Raw genomic sequence first — 15,550 nt, forward strand, 5'->3', positions numbered from 1 at the left:
CAGCTTTATTAGGAATATTTAATGCACTCTAGAATTTGAGAGTGCCATTCACCCATATACCAAAAGAGGATAGTTACTGATGGCATTAGATTACTTTGCTCCTGGTGTCTACGTTGAAGAAGTAGACAAAGGTAGTCGCCCTATAGAAGGCGTTAGCATGAGCGTAGCTGGTTTTGTTGGTTTTAGTGAAGATGTCCGTGGGGATGCTGAACTCTTCAAACCGATGATGGTGACTAATTGGAGTCAGTATCTAGAGTATTTTGGTAAACCTGGTTCGGATGGGTTTACCGACTTTAGCGCTTATTTACCTTTTGCTGTTAAAGGCTGGTTTGATAATGGTGGTGGTCGTTGCTGGGTAGTCAGTATTGGTACTAAGTTGCCTGGTTCTTCTGCTCCAACAGTAGAAGAAACAGCGACAAAGTTGCTGACGGGAAATGGTAAACCATCATTGATGTTTAACCTCAAGCCAGCCGAGGGTGATACACCTGCTCTCATGCCCGCAGGCGATCGCTTAATCGTATCAGTTATTGACAGCGAACCAAAACCACTACCAGAAGATGCACCAGAGGGTACAGATGCACCTCTGAACACAGGGGAATTTTTCTCTGTGGTTGTCCGCAGTGGCGATCGCATTCTGGAACGGTACGATCATCTGACCATGAATCCCAAGGTAGAAACAGCAGTTGCTGAATATGCAGTCACTATACTGAAAGCTTCTGAATACGTCAGCATTGCAGATATTTCTCAAACTGGACAAGCTCTGTCTCGTCGTCCTGCTAACGGTTCCTACGAAATTGCTCCTCCTCCTTATGTTGCTCGTGAAGAACACATGGCACGGGATATGCAAGGTGCGCGTACCGATAAAACAGGTCTCCAAGGCATCTTTGAAGTTGATGAAGTCTCAATGGTTGCTTGTCCTGATTTGATGCGAGTCTATCAAGATGGTTTGATGAATATTGACCAAGTACACGGCATCATGGAAATGATGTTGAGTATGTGCGAAAATTCCTTCCCTGGTCCAGCTTTCCGCATGGCTGTACTTGATGCACCTCCTATTAAACCTGGAAAGAATGAAAACCGTGCAGTTCCAGCAGAACAGCAAAAACCCCAGGATGTCTACAATTGGTTGCGTGATTTCAACCGTCGTTCCATGTTTGGAGCACTTTACTATCCTTGGATTAAGGTTGCTAACCCTCGCAATGGTGGTAAACCAATTCTTGTTCCCCCTAGTGGTCACATGATGGGTTTATGGTGTCGTACTGATCAAACAAGAGGTATTTTCAAAGCTCCTGCAAATGATACTCCTCGTGGTGTTCTCGGTTTGGCTTATGAAACCAATATGCGCGAGCAGGAATTACTAAATCCAGTTGGAATTAACTGTATCCGTAACTTTGTAAATTACAACCGGGGTTTCAAAGTTTGGGGCGCTCGCACATTGGTTGAACCAGATAACATTCAATGGCGTTATATCAGTGTTCGTCGTTTGATTAGCTACATTGAAAAATCCATTGAAATTGGTACCCAATGGGTTGTATTTGAACCGAATGATATGGATTTGTGGGAACGGGTAAAGCGTACCGTTAGCAACTTCTTAGAGGGATTGTGGAGACAAGGTGCATTGTTTGGTGGTTCACCTGCGGAAGCTTTCTACGTCAAATGTGATGGTGAATTGAACACCCATGAAACCATGATGATGGGTCGTCTGTATGTGGAAATCGGCGTTTGTCCAGTACGTCCCGCAGAATTCGTTATCTTCCGTATTAGTCAGTGGGCACCTGGAGAATAAAAAAAAGTAAGAAATTAGGAGTAAAGAGTGATGAGTTAAAGAATAATAACTGAAGATGAAAAAATCATTAACTCTTAATTTATTTGAACTCTCAACTCCTAATTTCTACCTTTAAAAACATTTTCATTATTGATTATTTAAGGAGTTCAAATCATGCCAGAATTAAAGCCAATACCAACTAGTAGATTTTATGTAGAATTTGATGGACTGACGCAAAAATTAATCAAAAGTATCACTGATTTTAGTTTTACAGGACAGACTACAGGACACGAAAAACCTCTTGCTTCTACCAAAGATGGAAAAACACTTTGGCAAACAACTTCCGGAGGTTTTAAACAAAATCCTAACTTCACAATTGAAGTTTATCTTGCGGAAGGAGATATGGATTTTTATAATTGGATGTTAGCGACCATGCCAAAAAGCGAAGGTGGAAAAGGTGAATGGTCAAAAAACCGTAAAGCTGGTGCTTTAGTTGCTTATGATAGTGAAGATGCAGAGATTATGCGTTGGAAAATAACCAACGGTTGGATTAAATCTTACAAAATATCAGAATTTGCTTCTGATAGCAACCAGTTAGCTGTAGAAACATTTGAAGTCGTTTGTGAGCAAGTAGATAGGACGACATAATTATTGGTTATTTTCTATTGATTATTAGTCATTAGTTATGAATTGGTAATCATCAAAAATAACAAATGGCATAAACGAAAAACAAAATTTTAGTGGAGTTAAAAATGGCGAAAGGTGAACTATTAGCTTGTTCTAAGTTTTATGTTCAGTTTGACGGGTTAGAAGATTTAATAGTCAAAAAAGTTAGTGGTGTTTCTATAGAATTACAAACTGCTGGCGACCAAAATCCTTTTGGTGTTACAAAAGGAGGAAAAGCACAAATTCAAGCCACAGTTACAGGTGTTCAAAATAGTGCTGTGACTGTTGAATATGTGGGTACTGTAAATGATAATAGATTATTTAAATGGTATGAGGAATCCCACTCTCAACCGACAACAGGTGGTGGAAGTACCAATAAAGGAGCGTTAAAAACTGGCTCTATTGTTCTCTACAATCAAGGTGGTGACGAAGCTGCACGCTGGGATATGACTGGTGTAATGCCCAAAGCTTATAAAACCACAAAAATGGAAGCTGGTAGTACGGAACTATTTATTGAAATTGTCGAGTACGCTTTTCATTCTATCCGACGAACTAAATAATTTTAGTTAGTCATTGGTCAATTATTAGTAGTTAATTAAAAAATACGATATAGATGACTAATGACTAATTTTTCAAAATCCAAAATCTCAAATCCAAAATTCTGTGAGTGATAATAAATTTGAAGTTCTAACTTCTTCCAAGTTTTACTTAGAAATTCAGCTTGATGGAAGTGATAACCGTATTGATGCTTATTTTATGGAGTGTCAGGGTTTTGAACGTACATCTGATGTAATTGATTTTTGTCAAGTTACTCCGCAAAAATGGGGAAAAAATTCCTCTGCAGTTGGTCGTCTAGTTCGGACAAAAATGCCCGGAAATTCTAAAACTGGTAATTTGATTTTACGTCGAGGGATGACAACATCAATGATTTTTTGGGCTTGGTTTTCGGCAGTAGAACAGGGTCAATGGTCGCAAAAACGTAAAAATGGCGATTTAGTTCTTTACAATCAAGCCAGTGATGAACAAGCTAGATTTCGCTTTTTTGGTGCATGGCCCGTAAAATATAAGATTTCTGATGTCAAAGCAGGAAGCGCTGAGTTTGAAATTGAAGAAGTGGAATTAGCTATAGATGAGTTTAAGCGGATTAAATAACGATTTCGGAAAAATTACCAACTCATGAGCTTGCACAGAACAGAATAATCGTAATTTCTGAGGATATGAGTTGAAAATTAGGAGTTATGGGTTATAACTTAAAATGTTATTGATTTTAGATGTGGTGGATATGTGAGTTATAACTTGTAAGTTATGAGTTGTGAGTTGAAAAACAATGTAAAAGACATAATTTCAATCTCAAAATTCAGAATTCACAATTTATATATAACTCCTAACTCTTAATTATTAAAGGTAGAGACGATGCAAACAGAATTTGAATTTACCTTACCTAAAGGCTATCTTGATGAAGATGGTAATACTCATTGTAAGGGTGTGATGCGTCTGTCACGCGCTATTGATGAGATTGTACCGTTGCGTGACCCGCGAGTGAAGTCAAATCCAGCTTATGCGACGGTAATTATTTTATCACGAGTCATTACGACTCTGGGAGCCTTAGATGAAGTAACACCAGTGGTGATTGAGGGTTTATTTGCTTGTGATCTCAGCTATCTACAAAAGTTCTATCGACAAATAAATGAACTAGAATCAGATATTGCCGAGCTTGCAGTACCCGTATAATCTTAGTTTAAGTATAAAATAGTTAATGTTAACTACAGAGTTTGAGTTTACACTTCCCCGTGGGTTGATGGATGAGGAAAGAGTTATTCATCGTCATGGAGTGATGCGGCTAGCGACTGCAAAAGATGAAATAATTGTACAAAAGGATAGACGAACTCAAGACAGTCCAGCTTATGGAACTTTAGTTATGTTTTCCCAGGTGATTCTTAAATTGGGTAATTTATCTCAAATTACACCTGAACAACTAGAGAATTTGTTTAGTTTTGACTTGAGTTATCTACGGGAATTTTATGATCGCATCAATCAACAGGGAAATGCTCAAATCCCGGTTATTTGTCCAAGTTGTAACCACAAATTCCGTCAGGAGTTGATGCTATCGGGGGAATTATAAGCTATCCTTCAGACCAGCTACATGAAGAGATAGCTTGTATTGCTTATGAGTTCCATTGGTCTCTAGAAGAAATTATAAACATGGAACATCGCGATCGCCGTCGCTGGGTCGGTGAAATCGGCAAAATTCGAGAACAGATTGAGTAAGGAAAAAAGGGTAATAATTATGGGTGAAGAGAAACTGATAAATATTGATGAAATAGCCAAAAAAATTGTGCAAGACCCAATTCTAATGCAAAAGTTGAGCGATCGGGTTTTGGAACTTTTACGGGAAGATACAAGGGTATTAAAAGAACGCTGTCAAGGTTATGGAAATCGATTTTAAATATAAAAATCATAAATTAGGATAAGTATATATATCAATGGCTAAAAGTATAGATGAAGACTATGGATTAAATTTAATTTCAGCTAACCGCTTTTATGTGGGGATAGAAAGCAACATTTCAGCTTCATTTACTGAATGTCAAGGGTTAGGTGTCAAGGTAAAATACGAGACTTATCATGAAGGAGGTGTCAATGACCAGCAACGCATATTTTTGGGACAACCCGAATTTTCAGAAGTGACTTTAAAACGTGGAATGAGCGATGATCTGGTATTTTGGCAATGGGCATCTCAGTTAATGAAAACTGACGCTAGTAAGTCTATTGAACGTCGTAATGTGAATATTTTAGTGTTTAACCAAGCAGGTGAAACCATGCAATGTTGGACACTTATTGGTGCTGCTCCTGTAGGTTGGAAAGCACCTTCATTAACTGCGGATTCTTCTAATATTGCGATTGAAGAATTAAATTTGATTTATGAAGGTATTAAAGTTGTAAAAAAATCAGGTGCTGCTTCTGCAACTCCTATAAATCGTAGTGCAACCGGATATTTTGGTAGTAACTAAATAATGGCTGAATCTAATAATTTGCCTGTTACTAATAATTATAGCTCTGAGGAAAGTTTATCAACAGAACCTCTGGGTATTAAAAATCCTTTATTACCTTCTCAAACATTAGGTGAAAAGGGTATCAACCCGCAATTTTTAATTCCTTTGGGAGTTAAATCGATATCAGTTTTAGATACTAATTTAGTCTCTCCAAAATATATTGAAGATGATTTTTCTAGTAGTCTTTTTGAAGATTCTCCTTTTTTCTCGGAGTATACAAATCAAGTACAGGTAGATACTGACAGGCAAATTAATCCTTCTTTAGCTATTTCTCTACAAGTTAAAGGACAAGGTATACAAGCACAATCAGATATAAATTACTCGTCTGAAAAAATATCTAGTTCAGAAAATTTTACCCAAAGCACAGAAAACCAAGTTCAACCATCTTTGATTAATCCTGATGTAACTAATTCCCCAGAAATTCAGTTAAAGCAGGATTTGACAGAGGATTTTAAGCGATCGCATTTCAACCAAACAGCAGAAAACCAAGTTCAATCATCTTCGAGTAATCCTGATGTAGCTGATTCTCCAGAAATTCAGTTAAAGCAGGATTTGACAGAGGATTTTAAGCGATCGCATTTTACCCAAACCTCAGAAAATCAGGTTCAAGCATCTTCGATTAATACAGATGTAACGACTTCTCCAGAAATTCAGTTACAGCAGGATGTGAAAGAATCTTTTGTGCGATCGCATTTTCCCCAAACTCCAGAAAACCAGGTTCAACCATCTTCGATTAATCCTGATGTAGCTGATTCTCCAGAAATTCAGTTAAAGCAGGATTTGACAGAGGATTTTAAGCGATCGCATTTTCCCCAAACCGCAGAAAACCAGGTTCAACCATTTTCGATTAATCCTGATGTAGCTGATTCTCCAGAAATTCAGTTAAAGCAGGATTTTACAGGAAATGTTGTGCGATCGCATTTTACCCAAACCGCAGAAAACCAGGTTCAATCATCTTTGATTAATCAAGATATAACTGATTCTCCAGAAATACAGTTAAAGCAGGATGTGACAGAATCTTTTATGCGATCGCATTTTACCCAAACCGCAGAAAACCAGGTTCAACCATCTTCGATTAACCCTGATGTAACTGACTTCTCCAGAAATTCAGTTAAAGCAGGATTTGACAGAAGATTTTGAGCGATCGCATTTTACCCAAACCGCAGAAAATCAGGTTCAACCATCTTTAATTAATCCTGATGTAACGACTTCTCCAGAAATTCAGTTACAGCAATTAGATTTCAAGCAAACCGCAGAAAATCAGGTTCAACCATCTTCGATTAATCCAGATATAGTTGATTCTCCAGAAATACAGTTAAAGCAAGATTCTATAGGAAATGTTGAGCGATCGCATTTTACCCAAACCTCAGAAAACCAAGTTCAACCATCTTCGATTAACCCTGATGTAACTGATTCTCCACAAATCCAGTTAAAGCAGGATTCGATAGAACTTGGTTTGCGATCGCATTTTCCCCAAACTCCAGAAAATCAAGTTCAACCATCTTCGATTAACCCTGATGTCACGACTTCTCCAGAAATTCAGTTAAAGCAGGATTTTACAGAGGATTTTAAGCGATCGCATTTTCCCCAAACTCCAGAAAACCAGGTTCAACCATCTTTAATTAATCCTGATGTAACTGATTCTCCACAAATCCAGTTAAAGCAGGATTCGATAGAACTTGGTTTGCGATCGCATTTTACCCAAACCTCAGAAAATCAGGTTCAACCATCTTCGATTAATCCAGATGTCACGACTTCTCCAGAAATACAGTTAAAGCAGGATTCGGCAGAATCTTTTGTGCGATCGCATTTTACCCAAACCTCAGAAAACCAAGTTCAACCATCTTCGATTAACCCTGATGTAACTGATTCTCCAGAAATACAGTTAAAGCAGCATTTGACAGAGGATTTTAAGCGATCGCATTTCAACCAAACCGCAGAAAATCAGGTTCAACCATCTTCGATTAATCCTGATGTCACGACTTCTCCACAAATCCAGTTAAAGCAGGATTCGATAGAACTTGGTTTGCGATCGCATTTTACCCAAACCTCAGAAAATCAGGTTCAACCATCTTCGATTAATCCTGATGTCACGACTTCTCCAGAAATACAGTTAAAGCAGGATTCGGCAGAATCTTTTGTGCGATCGCATTTTACCCAAACCTCAGAAAACCAAGTTCAACCATCTTCGATTAATCCTGATGTCACGACTTCTCCAGAAATACAGTTAAAGCAGGATTCGGCAGAATCTTTTGTGCGATCGCATTTTACCCAAACCTCAGAAAACCAAGTTCAACCATCTTCGATTAACCCTGATGTCACGACTTCTCCAGAAATACAGTTAAAGCAGCATTTGACAGAGGATTTTAAGCGATCCCATTTTCCACAAACTCCAGAAAATCAAGTTCAACCATCTTCGATTAATCGTGATATAGCTGATTCTCCAGAAATACGTTTAAAGCAGGATTTTACAGAATCTTTTGTGCGATCGCATTTTCCACAAACTCCAGAAAATCAAGTTCAACCATCTTCGATTAATCGTGATATAGCTGATTCTCCAGAAATACGTTTAAAGCAGGATTTTACAGAATCTTTTGTGCGATCGCATTTTCCACAAACTCCAGAAAATCAGGTTCAACCATCTTCGATTAATCCTGATGTAACTACTTCCCCACAAATACAGTTAAAGCAGGAATCGCATTTTACTCAAACCTCAGAAAATCAAGTTCAACCATCTTCGATTAATCCTGATGTAACGACTTCTCCAGAAATTCAGTTAAAGCAAGATTCTACAGAAGCTTTAGTGCGATCGCATTTTCCCAAAACTCCAGAAAATCAAGTTCAACCATCTTCGATTAATCCAGATATAGTTGATTCTCCACAAATTCAGTTAAAGCAGGATTTGACAGAGGATTTTAAGCGATCGCATTTTACCAAAACCGCAGAAAACCAGGTTCAAGCATCTTCGATTAATCCAGATACAACTGCTTCTCCACAAATACAGTTAAAGCAGGATTCGATAGAATATTTTGTGCGATCGCATTTCAACCAAACAGCAGAAAACCAGGTTCAACCATCTTCGATTAATCCAGATGTAACTGCTTCTCCAGAAATTCAGTTAAAGCAGGATTTGACAGAGGATTTTAAGCGATCGCATTTTACCCAAACCTCAGAAAATCAAGTTCAAGCATCTTCGATTAATCCAGATATAGTTGATTCTCCAGAAATTCAGTTAAAGCAATTAGATTTAAACCAAACTCCAGAAAACCAGGTTCAACCATTTTCGATTAACCTTGATGTCACGACTTCTCCAGAAATTCAGTTAAAGCAGGATTCGATGGAATCTTTTGTGCGATCGCATTTTACCCAAACTCCAGAAAATCAAGTTCAACCATCTTCGATTAATGCAGATGTAACGACTTCTCCACAAATACAGTTAAAGCAGGATTCTACAGGAAACGTTGAGCGATCGCATTTCAACCAAACCTCAGAAAATCAGGTTCAACTATCTTCGATTAATCCTGATATAACTACTTCTCCAGAAACACAGTTAGAGAAATTAGATTTTAAGCAAACTCCCGAAAATCAAATTCAAGCATCTTCAAGTAATACAGATATAAATTCCGAAAAATCAAATATTCATGAAGATAAAATTCGCGAGCTACCACAAGTATTGCAAAAACTAAGTATTTTAAACCCTATTGCACAAAGAAAATCAATCAATGAATCTCAACAAAAGTTAGATTTTACGACAACAAATATCGATAGTAAAGCATCAAATATAAACAATCAAATTTCTACACTACAGACTAAATTAGACGCTACTCCAATATTTTCAACTGTTTCTAACAAAAACTCTAGTTCTAATTCGTCTCAATGGTCTGATTTTAATAGTCTAATTAGAGGACAGACTACTCCTTCAAAAAGACGCAATAATCACATATCAGAAAGTAAAACAACAGCCATACAAGCAAAAATGTCCGAAAATATAGAACCAATTAGAGTATCACGCAAAGAAGATTTTCAAGCTGAATATGAAAATAATTCATCTAATAATGTCAGCAAAAATGAATTAGAAATAGTAGCACAAGCTATTTATCAGCAGTTGAAACAAAGAATTAGGATTGAATTTGAGCGTCATGGACAGGGTTCTTTAGGACGCTTACCTTGGTAAAATTTATTGTAATTATATCGTCATAATTAAGAGGAAAATACTATGTCACTCACAAAAGCTAAACTGGTTTCTTCTGATGGTGGTGGAACTATTGAATTTATGTTTAACCCGACTCAGCTAAAATTTTCTCAGAGCATTAGCTTAAATAAGAATGAAGGAGCAAGAACAGGTAGAGGATTGCCAAAAGTTAATTTTGCTCATCCACAACCTTGTACTCTGAGTATCGGAGATATTATTTTAGATACTTATGAACAAGGAAGCAATAAAAGTGTTCTTCCTTATATCAAACAGTTTGAGAAAGCAGTTAATTTCTTGGAACAGGGTTGTGAAAAAGATAAACGTCCCCCTACTTACGTGTTTACATGGGGTAATTATCAATATATTCGTTGTTTTATTACTAACCTTGCTTATACATTAACAATGTTTTTGCCAGATGGAACTCCCGTCAGAGCAAAGCTGGATTTAACTTTAGAAGAAATTGACGAATCAACCTCCCAACCAGGTATGGGTACCCCTAGCAATCCCGATCGCATAGGTGGTGGTCGTTAGTAATATTAACAACAATATCCCAAATTGAGTTTGGTGGAACATTAAGCATTAAAATGTGCTTTAGCTTACTTCGAGGTCGTTTATGACTGCTACTTATACTGCTACACCGATACTGAAAATTGACGGGAAGGATGCAAGTGCTAATTTGTTGGATGATATTTTGAAAATTTCCGTAGAAGAAAGCTTGCATTTACCAGGGATGTTCACCTTGATGATTCGCAATGATTATTATGGATCTCGCAGTGGTGAAAACCCTTGGATGCATGATAATACTTTTGCTATTGGTAAATCCATCGAAATTGGTTTTGTTTCTAGTACAACCGAAGATAGTAGTTTTAGTAGTCCAGAAAAAAGTACCCTAATTAAAGGTGAAATTACTGCGATTGAAGCACAATTTAATCCAGAATCCCAAGCACCAATAATTGTGAGAGGTTATGATATTAGTCACCGTTTGCATAGAGGACGTTACAACCGCTCTTTTCAAAATATGACTGATACAGATATTGTGAAGAAAGTGATTGGTGAAGTAGGAATTGCTGCTGGTAAAATTGATAGTACTGGTGGTCCCTATGGATTTGGTGATCCGGTTGGTTATACCTTTCAAGAAAATCAAACCAACATGGAATTTCTTCGGCAAAAAGCTGCACGTAATGGTTTTGAATTATTTGTACAAGATGGTAAATTACATTTTCGTAAGCCTGTAGCGGGTGATTCTTTGAGTTTAAAATGGTTAAAAGATATAACTCACTTTCATGTACGTGTTAGTAGTGCAGAGCAAGTAAGTGCCGTTGAAGTGAGGGGTTGGGACTATCAAAAGAAAGAAGCAATAGTATCTAATAAAACTAGTCAAAATTCTCAAGTATTAACATCTACTCAGCAGGGAAAAGGGGAAGCTAGTATTAGTGAATTTAATAAAAATCCGACCATGATTGTAGTGGATCAACCGATATTTTCTCAAAAAGAATCAGATGCGATCGCACAATCAATTTTTAATGAATTATCGGGGGAATTTGTCCAAGCTGATGCAAAAGCTGAAGGGAACCCTGAAATTCGACCTGGGAAAGTGGTTAAGCTGCAAGATATGGGTAAATATAGTGGGAAATATTATGTAACTGAAACTCGGCATTTATTTGAAGCTAGGGTTTACACCACCGAATTTAATGTGCGTGGATTGCGAGAAGATAGTTTAGCTAACTTTATCAGTCCCCAAGCTCGACTACAACCAGGACAAACTTTGATGATTGGAATAGTTAGTAATAATAAAGACCCAAAAAAATGGGGTAGAGTAAAGGTGAAGTTTCCCACTTTAACAGATAAACATGAAAGTGATTGGGCAAGAGTTGTTTCTGTTGGTGCGGGGAAAAATCGTGGTTTTGATTGTTTACCAGAGGTAAATGATGAGGTATTAGTGGGATTTGAACATGGGGATATTCATCGTCCTTTTGTGATTGGTGGGGTTTGGAATGGTAAGGATGCTCCTCCGGCAAATGTAGATGATTCTGTGGTGGAAGGTAAAGTCAGGTTGCGAACTCTGAAAACTCGTACTGGTCACACACTTCAATTCGTGGAAGAAGATAAAGGTGACAGTAAAAAAGGAGTTTATTTAAATACAGTTTATGGTCATAAGTTGCATCTGAATGATAGCGATAAATTAATTGATATTAAGACTAAGGATAATTATCAAGTTACCTTAGATGACCAAAATAAAAAGATATTAATTAAGACAAATAAAGGATATATCTGTGAATTAAATGACCAATCACAAAAAATAACTCTCAAAGCATCCAGTCAAGAAATAGTACTGAAAGCTTCCGGTCAAATTGAGATTAATGCCCAGCAAAATATTACTCTCAAAGTTGGTGGAAATAAAATAGAAATTTCCACGACAAATATTAAATTAACTGCGGGTAGTAGTTCTATTGATTTATCACCTGCGGGAGCAACTCTTAAGTCTTCTGCGATGACTCAAGTGGAAGGTTCAATGACTACTATAAAAGGTAATGGTACTGTAACTGTCTCTGCTCCAATGGTTTCAATTGGTTAAGTAAAAATGGCTTTTAGCTTTTAGCTTTTAGCTTTTGGTTTTTAGCTTTTGGAATAAATAGTGTATCAAGTATAAATCTTATTTTTACCCACTTCCTCTTAACTGTAGCTTGATCAAAGCGGAGCAATACAGTATTGGAAACAGTATTGGAACATCTCTACAAAAATTCAAAATCTAAAAATATGCCTCAACAAGTTGTTATGGGTGCAGCATTACAATGTGTCCCTTTCGGTGTTGCTCCAAGTTCTCTAATAGTTATTCCCAAAGGTCCCCCCGTGCTAGCTAGCGGAATGTTGGCAGCAACTATTATGGATTTTGCCCCGATCGCAAATATTCCTCCATTTGGAATGTGTAATTCTCTCGCAAACCCGATGGTAGCAGCTGCTACTGCTGCCGCATTTGGTGTATTGACTCCAATGCCTTGCCTTCCCGTAATTCTTGGACCTTGGAAACCAGGAGCAATCAAGACTCAGATTAATAAAATGCCTGCTTTACCAAGTACGGCAATATGTAATTGTGCTTGGGGTGGTGTGATAAAAATTGCTTTCCCTGGACAAATTAAAGTCAGTGTGAATTAGGGGAGTGCGGGAAGTGTTGAAAAGATGCTTCCTCCCAATCTTTCCCATCTCCCCCATCTCCCCCATCTCCCCCATCTCCCTCATCTTCCCTTTCCCTCATCTCCCTCATCTTCCCCATCCCCCCCATCTTCCCTTTCCTTCATCTCCCCTTTCCCTCTATTCCAAAGGTACAAGTCCAGTTAATTTCAATAAACGTTGACCTTCCTTAGTTTTCAAAACTTGGGCAAATTTTTCACCAATTGGGGAACGATTGTTATCTATGGGGTAGACAACAGCGATCGCATATGCTCCTGGATAGCGTCCAGTTCTAAATAGTTCGCTGTTGGGGTGATAACTACCTTTGCGATCGCATAAGTCGGTATTGGGTTCTATACTTTGATTGTTGCTGAGAATAACTGGTTGAATTGGGGGTTTTCCTTCAATTTGTAGTGCTAAGGGGTACACAGAACATTGACCAATGATTTTGGAGAGGGAACCAAAACCGATTCCCCCTGCTTGCTGGGATTCAAAATCCCGTAGTACTGTTCGCATCATTTCAAATTCTTGAAGCTCTTGAGATGTTTTTAGGGAATTTTCTTTCGATTTTATTGTTTTTAATAATTGTTGTATAAATACCTGTTGTACTTCTTTATCTACTGGTGCGTAAATATTCACAGCGAGATTTGGTCCTCCTAATTCTTGCCAATTAGAGATATTTCCTGCATACAACTGTTGCAATTTATCTACAGTAATTTGTCCGTTGAGCTTTTCTGGTAGTCCTTTTTCCCGTTGCGAATAACTAAAGGCAACAAAAACCCCTATCCCATCATAGGCTATAGGTTGAGCTTGCAAATCTGCTGGTAAAGGTTGAATTAGAGGTACGATCGCAAATGCTGATTTTCCCGATTGCACTTGTGCGATCGCTTCTTCTGTTGATGTTGTGGGTTCATAACTCAATTGCAATTTGGGTTGAGCAATTGTGATACGCTGTTCTAATGTTTGCCCTTTTTGAATTAAGTCTGATTGTTGAATTATATAATCCCAAATACCATTTTTAGAGGCTGTATAAGTAAATTTGCCAATGGGTATTGCTCCCACTTCTTTAATTAAGTTCAATTGAGGTGTATTACTGGTAGCATTACTCAATTGTGGTTTAGCAAAGAATAGCCAAGCAAGTCCCCCAATGACTCCTAAACCTAAAGTAGTCAATAAAAATATCAGTAAACGGGGAAATTTAGTCCGAGTTTCGGTTTCCGCTTCTGCTGAAAACTCTACAGGTACTTCAAAAGCAGCTTTGGGTAATTTCAATAATTCCTGTCTGGCAACTTCCGCACTGATAAATTCACCTTTTATTAATCGTCTGATAAATTTTTTCAGGTGCGGATTAATATCACCCCAATGAGTTTCATTTTCTGGATCGATTGCATAGCCTGCATCGGAAATAACTTTACCCAATAGTAAATAAAAGGCAATATAACCCAAAGAAATTAAATCTTGAGGTTTATCTGCATTCTCCAACTTATCTTTAAAGTTATTTTTAACTGATGTCTCTGATATCGGTATAAATATGCGTTCCCAAATAGCTAAGTCGCACAAATAGATAAAAAAGTCCAAATCCTCCACAATCAAACTACCTATGATTGTATCTTCATCAATCACTTTTAAAGACTGTTCGTAACCATTATGATTACTTTTGACCATTAACAGACTATCAAGATTAATATTCCCATGAACCACACCATTTTGAATTTGAGCCGAAGGAAAGCGGAATTTTTGTCCGTGCAGAAATTCGAGAGTTTGCAATGTCTGATTTAAAACCAAATGTACCTGACTCGAAGACATTCCTTGATTTTTTTTATTTTCCTTATTTCCCCTTACCCTTATTTCCCCTTCCCCCTTTCCCTTTTCCCTTTCTTCCCTTCCCCGACAATTTGCCAAATAATTATTCAAAGTTGGACATGCATAACGCTCATCCATCACTAAATAACAACGTCCTTGTGACTCATCAATAATTGCTTCTATAGGTTGTAAAAAACGAAAATCTTGTACCCTTCCATCTGCCAAACAAATACCCGCTACAGACTTAAATAATTGTAATTGCTTATATATTTCTTCCGCATTGAAATAACGTCCAGGCAGCAAATATTCTTTGATAATTACAGGTTGATTTATCCCCAACTGAGTCGCAGCATAAATTCGTCCCATTCCCAATCTTCCCAACCAGCGTTCAATCCGGTAAACTCCCCGCAATCCGGCAATCTTTTGCTGTTTTGGTTCCGGTAAATTGGGAATGAGTACAGGTTCCGCAAGTAACGCAGGAAAACCACAACTAGTACATGCTTGGGTTTTGTCTCCTGCCTGGGTAATTGGCAAAGCGCGATCGCACTGTAAAGGATCATTGCACACACAAGCATATCGCTGATAAGGTGAATCAAAAAACTGTACCCCTGCTTCTCGTGGTAAATCGGGAGGTGGAGTAATAGTTTTTGCTGTTTCTTCTACTGTTTCTGCTTCATCTGCAAATAATTCTCCCTTTAAATCCTCTAAAATTGGCTGCATCCAACTCCAGCGCATCAAGGCATTATATTTAGTATGCTTGAGTACCCGTGAATACTTATTTAAATAGTTCTTAACAAAGGGTTTGAGAATTATTTGAGGGACTTTTTGGAATTTCATCTAATTTCTTTGTATTTTCAGGTGACTTGAAAGTAAGTAGCGATACTGCCAGCAGTTAGCTATTAGCTA

The 15,550-nt window shown here is 37.7% G+C and carries 15 protein-coding genes; 14 read left to right on the plus strand and 1 reads right to left on the minus strand.

The window, feature by feature from the left end; genetic code table 11:
- Nucleotides 1-79: 79 nt before the first annotated feature.
- The 14 genes from CAL6303_RS11655 to CAL6303_RS11710 all read left to right on the plus strand — a co-directional run bounded on the left by CAL6303_RS11655 (nucleotide 80) and on the right by CAL6303_RS11710 (nucleotide 12,826).
- Nucleotides 80-1,786, plus strand: a complete 1,707-nt coding sequence (locus CAL6303_RS11655; protein WP_015198043.1) for a phage tail sheath family protein — start codon at nucleotides 80-82, stop codon at nucleotides 1,784-1,786.
- Between the two features lie 153 nt (nucleotides 1,787-1,939).
- On the plus strand, nucleotides 1,940-2,413 hold the full coding sequence (locus tag CAL6303_RS11660) for a phage tail protein (RefSeq protein ID WP_015198044.1): 474 nt from the start codon (nucleotides 1,940-1,942) through the stop codon (nucleotides 2,411-2,413).
- A 104-nt stretch (nucleotides 2,414-2,517) separates the two neighbouring features.
- A complete protein-coding gene (locus tag CAL6303_RS11665; RefSeq protein ID WP_015198045.1) occupies nucleotides 2,518-2,991 on the plus strand; it encodes a phage tail protein in 474 nt (157 codons plus the stop codon).
- Between the two features lie 103 nt (nucleotides 2,992-3,094).
- The gene (locus tag CAL6303_RS11670) at nucleotides 3,095-3,583 is read left to right on the plus strand and encodes a phage tail protein (RefSeq protein ID WP_015198046.1); all 489 of its coding nucleotides are present in this window, start codon (nucleotides 3,095-3,097) and stop codon (nucleotides 3,581-3,583) included.
- Nucleotides 3,584-3,844: 261 nt separating this feature from the next.
- On the plus strand, nucleotides 3,845-4,162 hold the full coding sequence (locus CAL6303_RS11675; protein WP_015198047.1) for a hypothetical protein: 318 nt from the start codon (nucleotides 3,845-3,847) through the stop codon (nucleotides 4,160-4,162).
- A 25-nt stretch (nucleotides 4,163-4,187) separates the two neighbouring features.
- Nucleotides 4,188-4,553, plus strand: a complete 366-nt coding sequence (locus CAL6303_RS11680) for a hypothetical protein (RefSeq protein WP_015198048.1) — start codon at nucleotides 4,188-4,190, stop codon at nucleotides 4,551-4,553.
- Nucleotides 4,550-4,699, plus strand: coding sequence for a DUF6760 family protein (locus tag CAL6303_RS31635; RefSeq protein ID WP_321572308.1), 150 nt, complete (start codon nucleotides 4,550-4,552; stop codon nucleotides 4,697-4,699). The genes CAL6303_RS11680 and CAL6303_RS31635 overlap by 4 nt, the downstream gene beginning before the upstream one ends.
- A 19-nt stretch (nucleotides 4,700-4,718) precedes the next feature.
- Nucleotides 4,719-4,877 carry a hypothetical protein gene (locus CAL6303_RS30300; protein WP_015198049.1) on the plus strand — a complete coding sequence of 53 codons (159 nt, stop codon included), beginning with the start codon at nucleotides 4,719-4,721 and terminating at the stop codon, nucleotides 4,875-4,877.
- Between the two features lie 37 nt (nucleotides 4,878-4,914).
- Nucleotides 4,915-5,439, plus strand: coding sequence for a phage tail protein (locus tag CAL6303_RS11685; protein ID WP_015198050.1), 525 nt, complete (start codon nucleotides 4,915-4,917; stop codon nucleotides 5,437-5,439).
- 3 nt (nucleotides 5,440-5,442) lie between these two features.
- A complete protein-coding gene (locus CAL6303_RS11690) occupies nucleotides 5,443-6,621 on the plus strand; it encodes a hypothetical protein (RefSeq protein WP_015198051.1) in 1,179 nt (392 codons plus the stop codon).
- Nucleotides 6,605-9,655, plus strand: coding sequence for a hypothetical protein (locus CAL6303_RS11695; RefSeq protein WP_015198052.1), 3,051 nt, complete (start codon nucleotides 6,605-6,607; stop codon nucleotides 9,653-9,655). Before CAL6303_RS11690 ends, CAL6303_RS11695 begins: the two co-directional genes overlap by 17 nt.
- 42 nt (nucleotides 9,656-9,697) lie before the next feature.
- The gene (locus CAL6303_RS11700; RefSeq protein ID WP_015198053.1) at nucleotides 9,698-10,204 is read left to right on the plus strand and encodes a hypothetical protein; all 507 of its coding nucleotides are present in this window, start codon (nucleotides 9,698-9,700) and stop codon (nucleotides 10,202-10,204) included.
- A gap of 82 nt (nucleotides 10,205-10,286) precedes the next feature.
- Nucleotides 10,287-12,248 (plus strand): VgrG-related protein, encoded by a 1,962-nt coding sequence (locus tag CAL6303_RS11705; protein ID WP_015198054.1) that lies wholly within the window; start codon nucleotides 10,287-10,289, stop codon nucleotides 12,246-12,248.
- A gap of 182 nt (nucleotides 12,249-12,430) precedes the next feature.
- Nucleotides 12,431-12,826 (plus strand): DUF4280 domain-containing protein, encoded by a 396-nt coding sequence (locus CAL6303_RS11710; protein ID WP_015198055.1) that lies wholly within the window; start codon nucleotides 12,431-12,433, stop codon nucleotides 12,824-12,826.
- A 156-nt stretch (nucleotides 12,827-12,982) separates the two neighbouring features.
- Here the strand turns inward: CAL6303_RS11710 and CAL6303_RS11715 are convergent, their stop codons facing one another.
- Nucleotides 12,983-15,481: a substrate-binding domain-containing protein gene (locus CAL6303_RS11715; RefSeq protein ID WP_015198057.1), complete on the minus strand. Its 2,499-nt coding sequence runs from the start codon at nucleotides 15,479-15,481 to the stop codon at nucleotides 12,983-12,985.
- Nucleotides 15,482-15,550: the final 69 nt, after the last annotated feature.

The sequence above is a fragment of the Calothrix sp. PCC 6303 genome, assembly GCF_000317435.1.
GTDB lineage: Bacteria > Cyanobacteriota > Cyanobacteriia > Cyanobacteriales > Nostocaceae > PCC-6303.

What these genes read in the sequence shown, in the direction of transcription:
- CAL6303_RS11655 (WP_015198043.1), top strand. Translation starts at nt 80, where the DNA reads ATGGCATTAGATTACTTTGCTCCTGGTGTCTACGTTGAAGAAGTAGAC.
- CAL6303_RS11660 (WP_015198044.1), top strand. Translation starts at nt 1,940, where the DNA reads ATGCCAGAATTAAAGCCAATACCAACTAGTAGATTTTATGTAGAATTT.
- CAL6303_RS11665 (WP_015198045.1), top strand. Translation starts at nt 2,518, where the DNA reads ATGGCGAAAGGTGAACTATTAGCTTGTTCTAAGTTTTATGTTCAGTTT.
- CAL6303_RS11675 (WP_015198047.1), top strand. Translation starts at nt 3,845, where the DNA reads ATGCAAACAGAATTTGAATTTACCTTACCTAAAGGCTATCTTGATGAA.
- CAL6303_RS11680 (WP_015198048.1), top strand. Translation starts at nt 4,188, where the DNA reads ATGTTAACTACAGAGTTTGAGTTTACACTTCCCCGTGGGTTGATGGAT.
- CAL6303_RS30300 (WP_015198049.1), top strand. Translation starts at nt 4,719, where the DNA reads ATGGGTGAAGAGAAACTGATAAATATTGATGAAATAGCCAAAAAAATT.
- CAL6303_RS11685 (WP_015198050.1), top strand. Translation starts at nt 4,915, where the DNA reads ATGGCTAAAAGTATAGATGAAGACTATGGATTAAATTTAATTTCAGCT.
- CAL6303_RS11690 (WP_015198051.1), top strand. Translation starts at nt 5,443, where the DNA reads ATGGCTGAATCTAATAATTTGCCTGTTACTAATAATTATAGCTCTGAG.
- CAL6303_RS11700 (WP_015198053.1), top strand. Translation starts at nt 9,698, where the DNA reads ATGTCACTCACAAAAGCTAAACTGGTTTCTTCTGATGGTGGTGGAACT.
- CAL6303_RS11705 (WP_015198054.1), top strand. Translation starts at nt 10,287, where the DNA reads ATGACTGCTACTTATACTGCTACACCGATACTGAAAATTGACGGGAAG.
- CAL6303_RS11710 (WP_015198055.1), top strand. Translation starts at nt 12,431, where the DNA reads ATGCCTCAACAAGTTGTTATGGGTGCAGCATTACAATGTGTCCCTTTC.
- CAL6303_RS11715 (WP_015198057.1), bottom strand. Translation starts at nt 15,481, where the DNA reads ATGAAATTCCAAAAAGTCCCTCAAATAATTCTCAAACCCTTTGTTAAG.